Genomic DNA, 16,690 nt, shown 5'->3' on the forward strand with positions numbered 1-16,690 from the left:
GCTGTTTCGCATGACATTTCGACTTCCATAACGATCCTCAAGGAGACATTGCCATGACGGCTTCACTCGAAGGACAAGTCGCCATCGTCACGGGCGGCGCGCGCGGCATCGGCCGCGGCATTGCGCTGACGCTTGCCGGCGCGGGCGCCGACGTCCTGCTGGCCGACCTGCTCGACGATGCGCTCGACGCCACCGCGCGCGAGGTACGCGCGCTCGGCCGGCGGGCGGCGGTCGCGAAGGTCGACGTCACGCAGGCCGCGCAGGTCGACGCGATGGTCGCGCAGGCGCTCGCCGAACTCGGCCGGCTCGACATCCTCGTGAATTGCGCGGGCGTGATCAGCATTCATCCGGTCGCCGAACTGACCGAGCGCGACTGGGATGTCGTGATGGACGTGAACGCGAAGGGCACCTTCCTCGGCTGCCGCGCGGCGCTCGCGCACCTGAAGGCGCAGGGCCGCGGCCGGATCATCAACGTCGCGTCGATCGCCGGCAAGGAAGGCTTTCCGAATCTCGCGCATTACAGCGCATCGAAATTCGCGGTCGTCGGCTTCACGAACGCGCTCGCGAAGGAGCTTGCGCGCGACGGCGTGACCGTCAACGCGATCTGCCCCGGCATCGTCCGTACCTATATGTGGGACCGGCTGTCCGACGAATGGAAGGCCGACGGCGAAACGGTCGAGGAATCGTGGCAGCGGCACCAGTTGACGCTGATCCCGCAGGGCCGCGCCCAGACGCCGGAGGACATGGGCCGGCTCGCGCTGTTCTTCGCGACGATGGACAACGTGACGGGCCAGGCCGTGAACGTCGACGGCGGCTTCACGTTCCACTGACGGCCGCAGGCCGTGCAATCCGTCGCCACGGCATCGCCGCGGCGGCATTCGCAGTCAGACCTACCCAGGAGACACACATGACCGTTTCGACACAGCTCAGCAGGGACAAGCTGCTGGACGCCTACCGGCTGATGCGCACGATCCGCGAATTCGAGGAGCGCCTGCACGTCGAATTCGCGACCGGCGAGATCCCCGGCTTCGTTCACCTGTACGCGGGCGAGGAGGCGTCCGCGGTCGGCACGATACTGCACCTCGGCCTCGACGACTACGTCGCGACCACGCACCGTGGCCACGGCCATTGCATCGCGAAGGGCGTCGACGTGCACGGGATGATGGCCGAGATCTACGGCAAGAAAACCGGCGTCTGCCACGGCAAGGGCGGCTCGATGCACATCGCCGACCTGTCGATGGGGATGCTCGGCGCCAACGGGATCGTCGGCGCGGGCGGCCCGCTCGTGTGCGGCGCAGCGCTCGCGGCGAAGCACAAGAAGACAGGCGGCGTCGGCGTGTGCTTCTTCGGCGACGGCGCGTCGAACCAGGGCGTGATCTTCGAATCGATGAACCTCGCGTCGGTGTGGCGGCTGCCCGCGATCTTCGTCGCCGAAAACAACGGTTATGCGGAAGCGACGTCGTCGAGCTGGTCGGTTGCGACCGACAACATCGCCGATCGCGCGAACGGGTTCGGGATGCCAGGCGTGATCGTCGACGGCTTCGACTTCTTCGCGGTGCACGAAGCGCTCGGCGAAGCCGTCGAGCGCGCGCGCAACGGCGGCGGCCCGACGCTCGTCGAGGTGAAGTTCACGCGCTATTTCGGCCACTTCGAAGGCGATGCGCAAACCTATCGCGCACCCGGCGAGGTGCAGAAGCTGCGCGACGAGAAGGACTGCCTGAAGCATTTCGAGACGCGCGTCGTGCGGGCCGAAGCGTTGACGACCGCCGATCTGCGCGCGGTCGATGCCCAGGTGAAGGCGCTGATCGACGACGCGGTCGCGCAGGCCAAGGCCGCGCCGCTGCCCGACGCGGCCGACCTGCTGACCGACGTCTACGTGTCGTACCTGTGAGCGCGGCCTGACACCGCGGCCGACACGGCGAACCGAACATTCCAGGAGACAGACATGGCAAGGAAGATCACTTATTCGCAGGCGATCAACGAGGCGCTCGCGCAGGAAATGGCGCGCGACGACAGCGTGATCGTGATGGGCGAGGACAATGCAGGCGGCGCGGGCGCGCCGGGCGAGGACGACGCGTGGGGCGGCGTGCTCGGCGTGACGAAGGGGCTGTTCCACAAGTTTCCGGGCCGCGTGCTCGACACGCCGCTGTCGGAGGGCGGCTACATCGGCGCGGCGGTCGGTGCGGCCGCATGCGGGATGCGGCCCGTCGCGGAGCTGATGTTCATCGATTTCATGGGCGTGTGCTTCGACCAGATCTTCAACCAGGCCGCCAAGTTCCGCTACATGTTCGGCGGCAAGGCCGTGACGCCGGTCGTGATCCGCGCGATGTACGGCGCCGGGCTGCGCGCGGCCGCGCAGCACTCGCAGATGCTCACGTCGCTGTTCACGCACATCCCGGGGCTGAAGGTCGTGTGCCCGTCGACGCCGTACGACGCGAAGGGGCTGCTGATCCAGGCGATCCGCGACAACGATCCCGTGATCTTCCTCGAACACAAGCTGCTCTATACCCGCGAAGGCGACGTGCCGGAGGAGTCCTATGCGATTCCGTTCGGCGAAGCGAACGTGATGCGCGACGGCGACGACGCGACGATCGTCACGTACGGCCGGATGGTGCATCTCGCGATGGACGCGGCCGCGAAGCTCGCGAAGGACGGCATCCAGGTCGACGTGATCGATCTGCGCACGACGTCGCCGCTCGACGAGGAAACGATCCTCGAAAGCGCGGAGCGCACCGGACGCGTCGTGGTCGTCGACGAAGCGAACCCGCGCTGCTCGATCGCGACCGACATCGCCGCGCTCGTCGCGCAGCGCGCGTTCCATGCGCTGAAGGCACCGATCGAACTCGTGACCGCGCCGCACACGCCCGCGCCGTTCGCGAGCGTGCTGGAAGACCTGTATATCCCGTCCGCCGATGCGATTGCGCAGGCGGTCCTGAAGACGAGGAGCTGACACGATGTCGATTCACATGATCACGATGCCCAAGTGGGGGCTGTCGATGGAGCAGGGGCAGGTCAACGGCTGGTTGAAGACGATCGGCGAACGCGTGACGAAGGGCGACGAAGTGCTCGACGTCGAGACCGACAAGATCTCGTCGGGCGTCGAATGCGCGTTCGACGGCACACTGCGCCGGCAGGTCGCGCAGGAAGGCGAGACGCTGCCGGTCGGCGCGCTGCTCGGCGTCGTCGCGGCGGCCGATGCGAGCGATGCGGACATCGACGCGGCGATCGCCGATTTCCAGCGCGATTTCGTGCCGAGCGCGGCCTCCGACGAAGCGGCCGGCCCGCAACCCGAGAAGGCGCAGATCGGCGGCCGGACGGTGCGCTTCCTGAAGCTCGGCGAAGGCACCGGCACACCCGCCGTGCTGATTCACGGCTTCGGCGGCGACCTGAACAACTGGCTGTTCAATCACGCGGATCTCGCCGCGCACCGGCCCGTGTGGGCACTGGACCTGCCCGGCCATGGCGAATCGGGCAAGGCGGTCGAGACGGGCAGCCTCGACGAACTCGCCGACGCGGTGCTCGCGCTGCTTGACGCGAAGGGCATCGACCAGGCGCACCTGATCGGCCATTCGATGGGCGGCGCGGTTGCGATGGCGGCCGCGGAACGCGCGCCGCAACGCGTCGCGTCGCTGACGCTGATCGCGAGCGCGGGGCTCGGCACCGACATCAACCGCGCTTACATCGACGGTTTCGTCGCCGGCAACAGCCGCAACACGCTGAAGCCGCACCTCGGTGCGCTGTTCGCGGACAACGCGCTGGTCACGCGGCAGCTCGTCGAGGATCTCGTCAAGTACAAGCGGCTCGAAGGCGTGCAGGCCGCGCTCGAGAAGATCGCGAACGCGGCGTTCGACGGCGCCGCCCAGCGGCGCGTGTTCCGCGACCGGCTCGCGACGCTTGCGCCGCGCACGCTCGTGATCTGGGGCGAGCGCGACCAGGTGATCCCGGCGCATCACGCGCAGGCTTTACCCGACGGCGTGCGTGCCGAAGTGATCGCCGGCCGCGGGCACATGGTGCAGATGGAGGCGGCCGCCGACGTGAACCGCCTGATTGTCGCGTTCCTCGGAGACTGACGATGGCCGCCGCGCTCGAACGACCCAGTCTCACGGCGCTCGGCCAGCCGGGCGCGAGAAGCCGCGACAAGCTCGCGCGCATTCCGGTGCGCGTCGAGCCCGCGGCAGGCGCGGCGCTGCCGAAGCCGCCTTGGCTGCGCGCGCGGCCGATGATGAGCGCGGCGGTGGCCGACATGGCTGCCGTGCTGCGCGACCATCGGCTGCATTCCGTCTGCGAGGAGGCGATGTGCCCGAACATCGGCGAGTGCTTCGCGCAGCGCACCGCGACCTTCATGATCATGGGCGGCCTGTGCACGCGGCGCTGCCCGTTCTGCGACGTCGCGCACGGTCGTCCCGAGCCGCTCGATCCCGACGAGCCGGCGCGGCTGGCCGACACGGCCGCGGCGCTCGGCCTGCGCTACGTCGTGATCACGTCGGTCGACCGCGACGACTTGCGCGACGGCGGCGCCGCGCATTTCGCCGCGTGCATCGCGGCGGTACGTGCGAGCGTGCCGGGCATCGGCGTCGAAGTGCTGACGCCGGACTTCCGCGGCCGCGTGGCCCGTGCGCTCGATGCGCTGTCGACGGCCTGGCCCGACGTGTTCAACCACAACATCGAGACGGTGCCGTCGCTGTATCGCGCGGCGCGACCGGGCGCCGACTATCGCGGTTCGCTCGAATTGCTCGCGCAGGCGAAGGCCGCGCGGCCGACGCTCGTGACGAAGTCGGGACTGATGCTTGGGCTCGGCGAGCGCGACGACGAGGTGCGCGACACGCTGCGCGACCTGCGCGCGCACGAAGTCGACGTGCTGACGCTCGGCCAGTATCTGGCGCCGTCGGCGCACCACCTGCCGGTGCGACGCTACGTGAGCCCGGAGGCATTCGCCGCGTGGCGCGACGACGCGCTGGCGCTCGGTTTCAGGGAAGTCGTCGCCGGCCCGCTCGTGCGGTCGTCGTACCATGCGGCCGACGTGCTGGAGGACAGGTAGCGGGCGGCGCGTCAGGCCGACGCCGGGGCGTGCGCGCGACTCACCCGGCGCAGGTACAGCACGAGCCCGGCGCCCGCGAGCATCAGGCTGACCGTGTTCGCGAACCAGAAGCCGCGCGCGCCGGTCAGCCACGCGGGCGCGATGCCGCCCACGTCGAAGCCGAGCACGTAGCCGCCGCTGAGCCCGACGCCCCACAGCGCGACCGCATAGATCACGGTCGGCACGACCGCGACCTTGTAGGCCCGCAGCACGAACGCCGACGTGACCTGCAGCGCATCGAAGACGTGGTAGCACGCGACGATCGCGACGAGCGGCATCGCGGCCGCGGCGACGGCCGGGTTCGGCGTATAGCCGCCGATGATCAGCGGTCGCAGCACGAACACGAGCAGGCCGTATGTCGCGGCAATGCCGCACGCGAAGATCACGCTGTGGCGGCCGAGCAGCCGGGCTTCTTCGGGCCGTCCGGCGCCGAGCGCGCGCGCGACCAGCGTCGATGCCGCCACGCCGATCGACAGCGGCGTCATGTACAGCACCGCGCCGATGTTGCCGGCGATCTGGTGGCCGGCGAGCGTCGTCGTGCCGAATTGCGCGATGAACAGCGCCATGCACGTGTACGACGTGACCTCGATCAGGTACGACAGGCCCATCGGCACGCCGAGTTTCAGGATCGCCTTCTGGCGTTCCCAGACCGGCCAGCAGAAGCGCGAGAAGATCGCGAGCGGCGCGAACACGTCGAGCTTCGCGAGCAGCGTGTAGCCGATCAGTGCGAGCGCCCAGTTGATCAGCGTGCTCGCGAGCCCGCAGCCGGGGCCGCCGAGGGCCGGTACGCCGAACCCGCCGAAGATGAACCACACGTTGAGCGGAAACTTGAGCACCAGCGCGCCGATCTGCAGGATCATCGCGAGGCGCGGCTTGCCGGCCGCGTTGGTCAGCGCGTTGTAGATGCGGAAGACGAGGCTGGCGGGCAGCCCGTACGACAGGATGCGCAGGTAGTCGACGGTGCGTTCGTGCAGCGCGGCGGGTGCGTGCGCGACGCGCAGCAGCGGTTCAGGAAAATGCAGCAGGAGAAAGCCGGGCACCGCGAGCAGCAGCGCGAGCCACAGCGCCTGGCGCACTTCCTCGCCGATTTCGGCATAGCGTCGCGCACCGTACAGTTGCCCGGTGATCGGCTGCAGCGCGGACAGGATGCCCGTCAGGCCGATGTAGATCGACACGTAGATCGACGAGCCGAGCCCGAGCGCGGCCAGATCGACGGCCGAGTAGCGGCCGACCATCGCGGTGTCGATCACGCCGAACGCGATGATCGCGAGCTGGCCGACGAGCACCGGCCATGCGAGACCGACGATTCGGCGGATGTCGCCGAACATCGTCAGTCGGCCGGCTGACGGCGCGGCGGACGCCGCTTGACGGGCGTCTTCGGCCGTTCGATGCGCTCGTACAGGCGGAAGCGCTCGTCGCGGTCGGCGACGCGGCGGCCTTCCCACACGAGACGCCACACGTATTGCGACATGGAGCTCGGCTCGCCGAAGTCCGCGCGGTCCTGGCGCAGGATCACGTCGCAGTCGCCGGAGAAATCGAAGCGCATGTTGCCGAAATACGCGAAGGTCGCGATCTGCGCGTCACCGAGCCGCACGGGCGCGATGCACTCGTAGTCGGACGGCAGGTGCACGGCGATCTGCTGCGCGACGTCGCGATAGGTCCGGCCGTAATTGACGATCGGCAGCCACAGCGTCATCAGCAGCACCCACATCAGCGTGGTGCCGGCACCCGACAGCACGACGCTGCGCCACAGAACCTTCGGCTGCCGCGAGATGCGCCAGCGCACGAGGAAGCACCAGCACACCGTGGCGATCACCGCGCAGACGAACGACAGGATCTTGAAGTGCGGCTCGTAGCCGGGCACGAGGCGCGCGAGGTTGCGGGCGAGCGGATGCGGGAAGCCCGTGAGCGAGGCAAGCCACACGAGCCACACGAAGGTGCCGATGATCGTGAAGCTCAGCACCGCGAACCAGTCGATCGCGTTGATCGCGCCGCGCTTGAGGGTCGGCAGCGCGAACGTCGCGAGCACCGCGAGCGGCGGCATCAGCAGCATGTACATGCGGTTCGACTGCTGGCTCTGCAGGATCACGAGCGCGACGAGCGGCACGGCGACCGACAGCGGAATCGCGACGTGCGCGCGGCGGCGCATGCCGGCCCAGCTCCACCATGCCCAGATCGCGAGCGGCCACGCGGGCCACGTGAACAGCGGCAGGTTCTTTGCCGCATAGCCGAGCACGGCGGTCGGCGGGCCGGAAAAGCGCATCAGGCTGCCGTGAATCCACTGGTTGAAGAACCATGCGGCGTCGTCGGGCGCCGCGACGAACGCGGCAAGCGGCCACAGCGCGAAGATCGCGGCCGCGAGCGGTACGCCGACCAGCGGCAGGCGCAGGTTGCGCATCTCGGGCGTGACGAGCCACAGCACGGCCGTGCCGGCGAGCAGGGCGACGACGAGCACCGGGTTGCCGGACAGGGCGACGAGGCCGATCGCGAGCCCCCACCACAGCGCGCCCTGCATCGGCTTGTCGATGCCGCGGACGATCCCGTAGACGAGCATGGCGATCCACGCGAACTGCGCCAGCTGCGGCGTCGTTTCGTGCCCGCGCTCCGCGAGGCCGAAGCAGGCGACGAGCACCAGCAGCGCGCCGTCGGCGAGCGTGCGGCCGTAGTCGCGCGGCTCGGGTTCGCCGCCGAATGCGTATTTGAACGGCTGGACCTCGGCACGCCGGCCGAGCAGGTAGGCTGCGTACCAGACGAACGCGCACGCGACGCAGAACAGCACGCCGGTATCGACGCGCGACGCGTTGCTCGCATCGACCCACGGGCCGAGGCCGCGGATCGACAGCGCGCCGAGCCAGTAGCCGAGCGGCCCGTCGGTCGTGATGAACTTGCCGACGAGGTTCGGCAGCAGCCAATCGTGCCAGCCGCCCTTGGCCATCGTCCACATCACGCCGAAGCCCGCCGCGTCCTCGTTCTTCCACGGATCGCGGCCGAACAGGCCGAACGCTGCGTAGACGAAGCAGAGGGTAAGCAGCAGCCAGCGCGGCAGCGCACGCGTGGCGGAGGCGGTGAGACGGACGACAGGCTTCATGCAGATGAGCGATTTGTTATGGGCGGGCGGCCGGCGCGGGTGCGCGCGGTCGAGCCGGTTTCGAGCATCCGGCATTGTAGACGCGCCGGCAGTTGCGCGTCAGGCCGATGCCCGGACGCCGGCCGGCGCTTTCCCGGCGAGCAGAGACAAAAAAGGGCAGCCTGGGCTGCCCTTTTGTGCGATACCGGTGCGTTGCAACCACCGGATGCGGTGCAAAGCTTACTTCGCCTTGCCGCTGGCGCGAACGCCGAACTTGTTCTTGAACTTCTCGACACGGCCGGCCGTGTCCATGATCTTTTGCTGACCCGTGTAGAACGAGTGCGATTCCGACGACACTTCGATCTTGGCGAGCGGGTAGGTCTTGCCGTCGAGTTCGATGTTTTCACGCGTCTGGATCGTCGAGCGCGTGATGAACTTGAAGCCGTTCGACATGTCTTGGAAGACGACTTCGCGGTAATCCGGGTGAATGCCAGGTTTCATGATTTTCCTTGGTGAGAGCGGTAGCCAACCCGCCGCTTGCCGTGCCGTGCCGCACAAAGTTGCGCGATCCAGCCGACGTCAAGCCCGGCGCGAGCCACTTGCCTAAGGTCGAAAAACGGCGATTATGCCAGAAAATCAGATGGTTGACGAATTATTTTCACGGTGCGTCGAGTGCGCCGGTGCCGGCCGGATCCTGCCGGTAGTAGCGCGCGAGCAGCCGGTATAGCTCCGGAAATTCGGACTCGAACGCTTTCGGCCGTACGAACAGCGCTTCGCTGCACACCGCGAAGAATTCGGACGGGTGGTCGGCCGCATACGGATCGATCAGCGATTCCCGCTCGAAGCGTGCCCACGCGCGGTCCGGCACTGCGTCGACGCGCGCGCAGAACTGGTCGTACGCGTGCTCGAACACGTCGGCCCAGGCCTGCGCATCGAGGTACGGCGCGTGCCAGCGGCGAAAAAGGGGCGGATAGCCGTCGGCTGCGCCGTTGACCATGTCGATCTTGTGCGCGAACTCGTGGATCACGACGTTGTACGCGTCGCGGCCGTCCGTCATCTGCGCATCCTCCCACGACAGGATCACGGGGCCGCCTTCCCAGGCCTCGCCGCTCGCGTCCTGCTCCACTTCGTGGACGACGCCATCCTCGTCCTGCACCGTCTTGCGGATCACGAATTCGCCCGGATACACGACGACGCCGACCCAGCCGTCGTACAGCGACAGGTCGAGATTCAGCACGGGCAGGCAGGCCTGCGCGGCGATCGCGACGATCATCGCGTCGGTCAGCTCGAGCCCGTGCGCGGTCGAGAACGATTTCTTCGCGACGAACAGGCTCGTCAGTTCGCGCAGCCGGCCGAGCGCGTCGGGCGACAGCGCCGCGAGGAACGGCAGGCGCTCGACGGTGTCGTGCCATAGCGCGTCGGGGATCGGATGGCTGCGCAGCGCGCGGTCGCGGCGGCGGTCGTCGAACCAGCGGGTCAGTTTCGAGAGCATGAAGGCGGCTCGCGGAAATCCAAAGCCTGTCTTTTAACTCAATCGATCTCTTTTTGCCATGCCGCGAAGAGGCCGCCGACGAGCGCCACGCCGGCCAGGAAGTAAAAGCCGTCGAGCGACGCGAGAAACGACGCCTGTTGCGCGACCATGCGCGCGATCGACGCGATCGCGAGCCCGTGCGCGTCGTTCAGCGCGTGGCCGGCGGCCGCATAGCTGCGCGTCAGCGCATCGGCGGTCTGCTGGAACAGCGGATCGAACACGTTCGCACGCTCGACGAGTCGCGTCTGATGCACGGCCACGCGGTGCTGCTCGACGATGATCACCGACGACGTAGCAAACGAGATCGTCAGTTGCCGCACGATGTTCTTCAGCCGGTAGCCGTGCGTGTATTCGTCGATCGCGAAGATCCGGAACGTCAGGTTGGCCACCGGCAGCACGATGAAGAGCAGGAGCAGCCCGCGCAGCAGCAGCGGGACGATCAGCGCGGCTTCGCCGACCTGCGGCGTCATTCGCGTCATCCACAGCGCGGCCGTGATGGCGATCGCGAACCCCGGCACGACGAACCACTTCTTGTGCGTGACGAATTTCGCGTAACGCAGGTAGGCGAACAGCGCGGTGGCCGAAATCAGCGACATCGTGCCGACGAGCCGCCCGGCGTTCTCGACCGGATAGCCGAGCCCGCCTTCGAGAAGCCGCGAGGTCAGGTAACTGAAGCCTGTCGATTCGTAGTAATAGAACATGTAGAGCAGCAGCCCGACCTGGAACGTCCGTTCGCGGAACGCGTGAAGGCGCACGAGCGGCGTCGGATGGTTCCACTGGTGATACGCGAACCACGCGAGCGCGCCGATCCCCGCGATCGTCAGCAGGATCAGCATCGGCGAGCCGCTGTAGAGCTGGTAATGCACCTGCTGCAGCACGATCTGCAGGGCACCTTGTGCGAGTGCGAACACGACATACGGCCAGAAGTGTCCGGAGCCGCGTTCGTCGTCGGGCGTCCGGCCCGAGTCGGGCAGCGTGAGCAGCGCGAGGATCGCGAATGCGATGCCGGCCGGCGCCGTACATGCAAACAGTGCGCGCCATGTCGAATGCGCGACGAGCAGGCCGCCCACGATCGGCGCGAGCGCGCTGCCGAGCAGGATCATGATGAGGAACGCGCGCGTCGCGGGCGGCCGTTCCTGCGGCTTGAAACTGATCTGGATCAGTATCCGGCACGCGCCCATCATCGGGCCGATGAAATATCCCTGGAATCCGCGCGCGAACGCGAGTTCGAGCGACGTGTCGGCGAGCGCGGCCGCGATCGCGCCGAACGAGAACATCAGCATGCAGCCGGCGACGTAGCGGCGATGGCCGAGCCGGTCGACCCACCATTGCTGCTGCAGGATGCCGAGCACGGCCGTGACCGCGTAAGCGCTCGACGACCACACGAGTTCGTCGGGCGAAGCGTTGATGCCGCCCGCGATGTAGCTCGCGAAGAACGAGAAGGCCGCGTTGTCGAAATAGTCGATGCCGGTGACGAGCGCGAGCGCCCACGGGAACAGGTCCGCGCGCAGGTTCGCGCGGCTCCATAGCGGCGGGCGACCGGGCATCGCGTTCATTCGCGAGCCTTGCGCGCGCGCCGCGTGCCGCTTTCGGCCTGCCGCTGCGCGATCAGCGCGTCGGCGTTTTCGCCGGCAAGACGCCGCTCGACGTAGTCGATGTCGTGCTGCAGTTCCTTGCGCAGCGCGACGGCTTCCTTCAGTTCGCGCTGGACGGCCGCGATCCGCCGGTCGAGCGTATCGATCTGCTCGGCGAGGCCGGTACGGATGTCGCGCAGCGACGCTTCCGAGTAGCGGCGCCGGCCGTCGGCCGTTTCTTCGAGCGGGCGCTTCAGCATTTCGGTGATGCCGTGCAGCGAGAAGCCGAGCGCGCGCAGCCGCAGGATGCGCGCGAAGCGCTCGAGGTCGGCTTCGTCGTAGAGGCGGTAGCGGCCCTCGCTGCGCGACGGCGTGACGAGCCCGCGCTCCTCGTAATACTTCAGCGTGCGCGGCGTGACGCCGAGTCGCGACGCGGCATCGCTCACGGTCAGCAACGGGTTGGAGGTGTCGTTCGGCATGGGGCGTGGAGGGAATTCGATCCGGGCGATGGCGCGATTATAGATCAACCTGTACGTTCACGTTCAGGTTGGCACCGAAAAACGGCCGCCGGGCAGGATGCGCGGGCGGCCGTTCGGTGCGGGGCGGGGGCGCTTAGCCGCCGCGGCGCATCAGGTCGAAGAACTCGGAGTTGCTCTTCGTCTGGCGGATCTTGTCGAGCAGGAATTCCATTGCCTCGACTTCGTCCATGTCGTGGATGAACTTGCGCAGCACCCAGATCTTCTGGAGGATCTCGGGCTTGATCAGCATTTCTTCGCGGCGCGTGCCCGACTTGTTCAGGTTGATCGACGGATAGACGCGCTTTTCCGCGAGGCGGCGCTCAAGGTGCACTTCCATGTTGCCGGTGCCCTTGAACTCTTCGTAGATCACGTCGTCCATGCGGCTGCCGGTTTCGATCAGTGCGGTGCCGATGATCGTCAGCGAGCCGCCTTCCTCGATGTTGCGCGCCGCGCCGAAGAAGCGCTTCGGACGCTGCAGTGCGTTCGCGTCGACACCGCCCGTCAGCACCTTGCCCGATGCCGGGATCACGGTGTTGTATGCACGTGCGAGACGCGTGATCGAGTCGAGCAGGATCACGACGTCGTGCTTCATTTCGACGAGGCGCTTGGCCTTCTCGATCACCATTTCGGCGACCTGGACGTGGCGCGTGGCCGGTTCGTCGAACGTCGAGGCGATCACTTCGCCCGCGACCGAGCGCTGCATTTCGGTCACTTCTTCAGGGCGCTCGTCGATCAGCAGCACGAACAGGATCACGTCCGGGTGGTTCTGCTTGATCGCGTGCGCGATGTGCTGGAGCATCACGGTCTTGCCCGACTTCGGCGATGCGACGAGCAGGCCGCGCTGGCCCTTGCCGATCGGCGCGATCATGTCGATGATGCGGCCCGTGACGTTCTCTTCGCCGCGCATTTCGCGTTCGAGCGAGAGCGGCTTGTTCGGGTGCAGCGGCGTGAGGTTCTCGAACATGATCTTGTGTTTCGAGGCCTCGGGCGGCTGCCCGTTGACTTTGTCGACCTTCACCAGCGCGAAGTAGCGTTCGCCGTCCTTCGGCGTGCGGACTTCACCTTCGATGGTGTCGCCGGTGTGCAGGTTGAAGCGGCGGATCTGCGACGGGCTGATGTAGATGTCGTCGGTGCTCGCGAGGTACGACATTTCCGGCGAGCGCAGGAAGCCGAAACCGTCCGGCAGCACTTCGAGCGTACCGTCACCGAAGATCGTCTCTCCCGTCTTGGCGCGCTTTTTAAGAATGGCAAACATCAACTCCTGCTTGCGCAGGCGGTTCGCGTTTTCGATCTCGAGGCCATTGGCCATTTCGATCAGTTCGGACACGTGCAGAGACTTGAGCTCGGATAAATGCATACGGAGAACCCGCCAGGGAGGAGACGACGAAAGAAATAAAGGGAGGAGGGCGAGCGGAAGCGCTCAGAGACTTAAATGCGTCTTGTAGACGTTTTTTAATTCTAGCATAGGCCGATTCGCGCTTGAGCGAGCGAACGGCGGCTTGACGGCGGACGTGTTGCCGGTTGACAACACGTCCGCGGAACTGCCGGTATTACAGGTGGCTGTCCAGGAATGCGGTGAGCTGCGACTTCGACAGCGCGCCGACCTTTTGCGCGGCGGCCGCGCCATTCTTGAACAGGATCAGCGTCGGGATGCCGCGCACGCCGAACTTGGCGGGCGTTGCCTGGTTGTCGTCGACGTTGATCTTCGCGATCTGCAGCTTGTCGCCGTAGTCCTTCGCGACTTCGTCGAGGATCGGGGCGATCATCTTGCACGGGCCGCACCATTCGGCCCAGAAATCGACGAGCACGGGCTTGTCGGACTTGACGACGTCCTGTTCGAACGATGCGTCGCTGATGTGTTTGATCTGTTCGCTCATTGGGTCAATACCTCTTACGGTTCGGGGACTGCCTGCTTGCGCGTTGCGGCGTACCGGCCGCCGTTGGCTGCCGGCCGCTGCGGCAGGTCACTCCGCTCTCCGGACAGGAGGGGTGTAAGCGCTGCATGCCGCGGCTCGCGGGTCGTTCGGGCGTCATATTAGCCTAAATTGCTATCTGCTGCGGGCGGCGATAGTAGCCGCTACGCGAGTAGGGGTACGACGCGCCGTTCGACCGTTGTGCCCTGCAGGTGGAGGCCGGCCCGTAAATTACAAGGGGACGCAGGCAATTCGGTGCGGGCGAGCGTCGTGCGACGCGATGCGCGCCGGTTTGTCCGGTCATATTCGCATTGGTGCGAACAAACGGTCGCATTCATCCGGAAGCGGTGATAGAATATGCCGTGACGGGCCTCCTCGCATGGTGGGGCGGTGAACCTGGTCAGGTCGGGAACGAAGCAGCCACAATCGTTTTCCGCCAGTGCCGAGGGTCGGGCTCGTCACCTTCCTTCTCGCCCCGTTCGCCGGGCGTTTTTTGTTTCTGCACCACACTCCGTTTTACCTGCGCGTTGCCTGTCTTTCGCACCGTTTCGCGTGTCGGCGCGACGCAGCGTTACTGATACAATTTCCCGATGACCTATCAAGTTCTCGCACGCAAGTGGCGTCCGAAGGATTTCGCTTCGCTCGTCGGCCAGGAGCACGTCGTCAGGGCGCTCACGCACGCGCTCGACGGCGGGCGTCTCCATCACGCCTATCTGTTTACCGGAACCCGCGGTGTCGGCAAGACGACGCTGTCGCGGATCTTCGCCAAGGCACTCAACTGTGAAACCGGCGTCACGTCGCAGCCGTGCGGCGTGTGTCGCGCCTGTCGCGAGATCGACGAAGGGCGTTTCGTCGATTACGTCGAGATGGATGCCGCGAGCAACCGCGGTGTCGATGAAATGGCCGCGCTGCTCGAGCGCGCCGTGTACGCGCCCGTCGATGCGCGCTTCAAGGTCTACATGATCGACGAAGTGCACATGCTGACGAATCACGCGTTCAACGCGATGCTGAAGACGCTCGAAGAGCCGCCGCCGCACGTCAAGTTCATCCTTGCGACGACCGATCCGCAGAAAATTCCCGTCACCGTGCTGTCGCGCTGTCTGCAGTTCAACCTGAAGCAGATGCCGGCCGGGCACATCGTGTCGCATCTCGAACGGATTCTCGGCGAAGAGCACATCACGTTCGAGCCGCAGGCGCTGCGCCTGCTCGCGCGTGCCGCGCAGGGCAGCATGCGTGACGCGCTGTCCCTCACCGACCAGGCGATCGCCTATTCGGCAAACGAGGTGACCGAGTCGGCCGTGTCGGGCATGCTCGGCGCGCTCGACCAGACTTACATGGTGCGTCTGCTCGACGCGCTTGCCGCGGGCAGCGGCCCCGAAATCCTTGCGATTGCCGACGAGATGTCGCTGCGCAGCCTGTCGTTCTCGACTGCGCTTCAGGATCTCGCGAGCCTGCTGCACCGGATCGCGTGGGCGCAGTTCGCGCCGGGCTCGGTGCTTGACGAATGGCCCGAAGCGGGCGACCTGCGCCGCTTCGCGGAGACGCTGAGCCCCGAGCAGGTCCAGCTGTTCTATCAGATCGCGACGGTCGGCCGCGCGGAACTTGGCCTGGCGCCGGACGAATACGCCGGTTTCACGATGACGCTGCTGCGGATGCTCGCGTTCGAGCCGGCTGTGGCAACCGGCAGCGCGCCGGGCGGACAGCCGTCCGTGCCGCGTGCGGTGCCGGGGCCGCGCGTGGCGGCGGCATCGGCTGCCGTGGCGAAGCCGGTATCCGCGGCACCTGTCGAGGCAGCGCGGCCGCAGGCTACGACAACGGCCGCGCCAGCGGCGCCGGTTGTGCGTGCAGCGCCGGCACCGGCTGGCGGCGAAGCAGACCAGCCGGCTGAGAAGCCGGCTGCCGTCCCGGCATCCGCGCCGGCCCCGGTTGATGAGCCGGTCGTCGAAACGCCGCAGCCGCGCGTGGCCGCAGTACCGCAAGCGGAGCCGGCCAGCGAGAGGCCGACACCCGCCCGCAATGAACCCGAGCCGCCGGCTGCGGTTGTGCAGCGAAGCGACGCGCCGGCTGCGCCGACCGAACCGGTGCCGCGCGCTGCGCCGCCCGAGCCCGCCGCCCGTCCGGCAGCGCGTTCCGGGGGAGCCGCCGCCGCGCTGGACGTGCTGCGCAATGCGGGGATGCGCGTGTCGTCCGACCGCGGTCGCGCAGGCGCCGCCGCGAAACCGGCCGCCCAGCCGGCCGCCGAGAAGCCCGTCGCGCCGCGTCCCGCCGCCGTACAGGTGCCGACGCCGCGCGCGGCGGCCCGTGCGCCGCAGGCAGCCGATGCACGTCAGGCCCCGCCGCCGTGGGAGGACATCCCGCCGGACGAATACGTGCCGCTCAGTGCCGACGAGATGTTTGGCGGCCCGCCCGACGACGGCTTCGTGCCGGTATTCGACAGCGGCCCCGACGATGTGCGCGTGACGCCGAAGCCGGCGGAAGCCCGCCCGTCCGCTCCGGTCGACACGCGTCCGCTGCCGCCCGCGATCGCGCTCGATCCGGTCGGCTTCGACGGCGAATGGCCGGCGCTGGCCGCGCGGCTGCCGCTCAAGGGCGTCGCGTACCAGCTAGCGTTCAACAGCGAGCTGACGGCCGTCGATGCGACTACGTTGAAACTTTCAGTGCCGGTGCCGCAATATGCGGACGCTGCGCAGGTGGCGAAGCTGACGGCCGCGCTGGCCGATGCGCTCGGCAAACCGGTCGAGGTGGCCGTCGAAGTCGGGCCCGCCCGGCGTACGGCGGCGGCACTCGATGCGGCTGCGCGTGCAGCACGCCAGCGTGAGGCCGAGCAGGAGATTCACGGCGATCCGTTCGTCCAGCAGCTCGTGCGCGACTTCGGTGCGCGCATCGTCGAGGGTTCGGTGCGCCCGCTCGCCGACGCGGCGCCGGACGGCCCGCCGCCGACGCTGCATTGAACTGAGCGCCCCGCGACAGGCACAATCACGCCCACACATTGGCCGGCACGCGCCGCGTG

Annotated in this window: 14 protein-coding genes and 1 other RNA gene; 7 read left to right on the top strand and 8 right to left on the bottom strand. The window is 67.5% G+C overall.

The window, feature by feature from the left end:
• Positions 1–53 precede the first annotated feature (53 nt).
• From E9536_RS10445 to lipA, 5 genes are all read left to right on the top strand, one after another.
• Complete coding sequence (locus E9536_RS10445; RefSeq protein ID WP_027787216.1) at positions 54–830, top strand: SDR family NAD(P)-dependent oxidoreductase; 777 nt, start codon at positions 54–56, stop codon at positions 828–830.
• A gap of 77 nt (positions 831–907) precedes the next feature.
• Positions 908–1,891, top strand: a complete 984-nt coding sequence (locus E9536_RS10450) for a thiamine pyrophosphate-dependent dehydrogenase E1 component subunit alpha (RefSeq protein ID WP_136469824.1) — start codon at positions 908–910, stop codon at positions 1,889–1,891.
• A gap of 54 nt (positions 1,892–1,945) precedes the next feature.
• Complete coding sequence (locus E9536_RS10455) at positions 1,946–2,950, top strand: alpha-ketoacid dehydrogenase subunit beta (protein ID WP_048021073.1); 1,005 nt, start codon at positions 1,946–1,948, stop codon at positions 2,948–2,950.
• 4 nt (positions 2,951–2,954) lie between these two features.
• Positions 2,955–4,070: an acetoin dehydrogenase dihydrolipoyllysine-residue acetyltransferase subunit gene (locus tag E9536_RS10460; RefSeq protein ID WP_060194336.1), complete on the top strand. Its 1,116-nt coding sequence runs from the start codon at positions 2,955–2,957 to the stop codon at positions 4,068–4,070.
• Positions 4,071–4,072: 2 nt separating this feature from the next.
• A complete protein-coding gene (lipA, locus tag E9536_RS10465) occupies positions 4,073–5,038 on the top strand; it encodes a lipoyl synthase (RefSeq protein ID WP_027787219.1) in 966 nt (321 codons plus the stop codon).
• Between the two features lie 11 nt (positions 5,039–5,049).
• On the opposite strand, the gene E9536_RS10470 is transcribed toward lipA, so the two are convergent.
• From E9536_RS10470 to trxA, 8 genes are all read right to left on the bottom strand, one after another.
• Positions 5,050–6,405 (bottom strand): MATE family efflux transporter, encoded by a 1,356-nt coding sequence (locus E9536_RS10470; protein ID WP_060084259.1) that lies wholly within the window; start codon positions 6,403–6,405, stop codon positions 5,050–5,052.
• Positions 6,406–6,407: 2 nt separating this feature from the next.
• Positions 6,408–8,240 (bottom strand): hypothetical protein, encoded by a 1,833-nt coding sequence (locus E9536_RS10475; protein WP_027787221.1) that lies wholly within the window; start codon positions 8,238–8,240, stop codon positions 6,408–6,410.
• Positions 8,241–8,384: 144 nt separating this feature from the next.
• Entirely contained in the window at positions 8,385–8,645 is a 261-nt protein-coding gene (locus E9536_RS10485) for a type B 50S ribosomal protein L31 (RefSeq protein ID WP_021156486.1), read from the bottom strand.
• Positions 8,646–8,802: 157 nt separating this feature from the next.
• Positions 8,803–9,636, bottom strand: a complete 834-nt coding sequence (locus E9536_RS10490) for a M90 family metallopeptidase (RefSeq protein ID WP_027787222.1) — start codon at positions 9,634–9,636, stop codon at positions 8,803–8,805.
• 38 nt (positions 9,637–9,674) lie between these two features.
• On the bottom strand, positions 9,675–11,231 hold the full coding sequence (locus E9536_RS10495; protein ID WP_060358457.1) for an MFS transporter: 1,557 nt from the start codon (positions 11,229–11,231) through the stop codon (positions 9,675–9,677).
• Positions 11,228–11,728 (bottom strand): MerR family transcriptional regulator, encoded by a 501-nt coding sequence (locus E9536_RS10500; protein WP_027787224.1) that lies wholly within the window; start codon positions 11,726–11,728, stop codon positions 11,228–11,230. Before E9536_RS10500 ends, E9536_RS10495 begins: the two co-directional genes overlap by 4 nt.
• A gap of 133 nt (positions 11,729–11,861) precedes the next feature.
• On the bottom strand, positions 11,862–13,124 hold the full coding sequence (rho, locus tag E9536_RS10505) for a transcription termination factor Rho (RefSeq protein WP_006478662.1): 1,263 nt from the start codon (positions 13,122–13,124) through the stop codon (positions 11,862–11,864).
• Between the two features lie 193 nt (positions 13,125–13,317).
• On the bottom strand, positions 13,318–13,644 hold the full coding sequence (gene trxA / locus E9536_RS10510) for a thioredoxin TrxA (protein ID WP_006402348.1): 327 nt from the start codon (positions 13,642–13,644) through the stop codon (positions 13,318–13,320).
• Between the two features lie 400 nt (positions 13,645–14,044).
• On the opposite strand from trxA, the gene ffs reads away from it, so the two are divergent.
• Positions 14,045–14,143: signal recognition particle sRNA small type (ffs, locus tag E9536_RS10515), an RNA gene on the top strand.
• Positions 14,144–14,270: 127 nt separating this feature from the next.
• Positions 14,271–16,631, top strand: coding sequence for a DNA polymerase III subunit gamma/tau (locus E9536_RS10520; RefSeq protein ID WP_136469825.1), 2,361 nt, complete (start codon positions 14,271–14,273; stop codon positions 16,629–16,631).
• Positions 16,632–16,690 lie beyond the last annotated feature (59 nt).

This window comes from Burkholderia sp. LS-044 (genome assembly GCF_004803625.1).
In the GTDB taxonomy this organism is placed as follows: domain Bacteria; phylum Pseudomonadota; class Gammaproteobacteria; order Burkholderiales; family Burkholderiaceae; genus Burkholderia; species Burkholderia cepacia.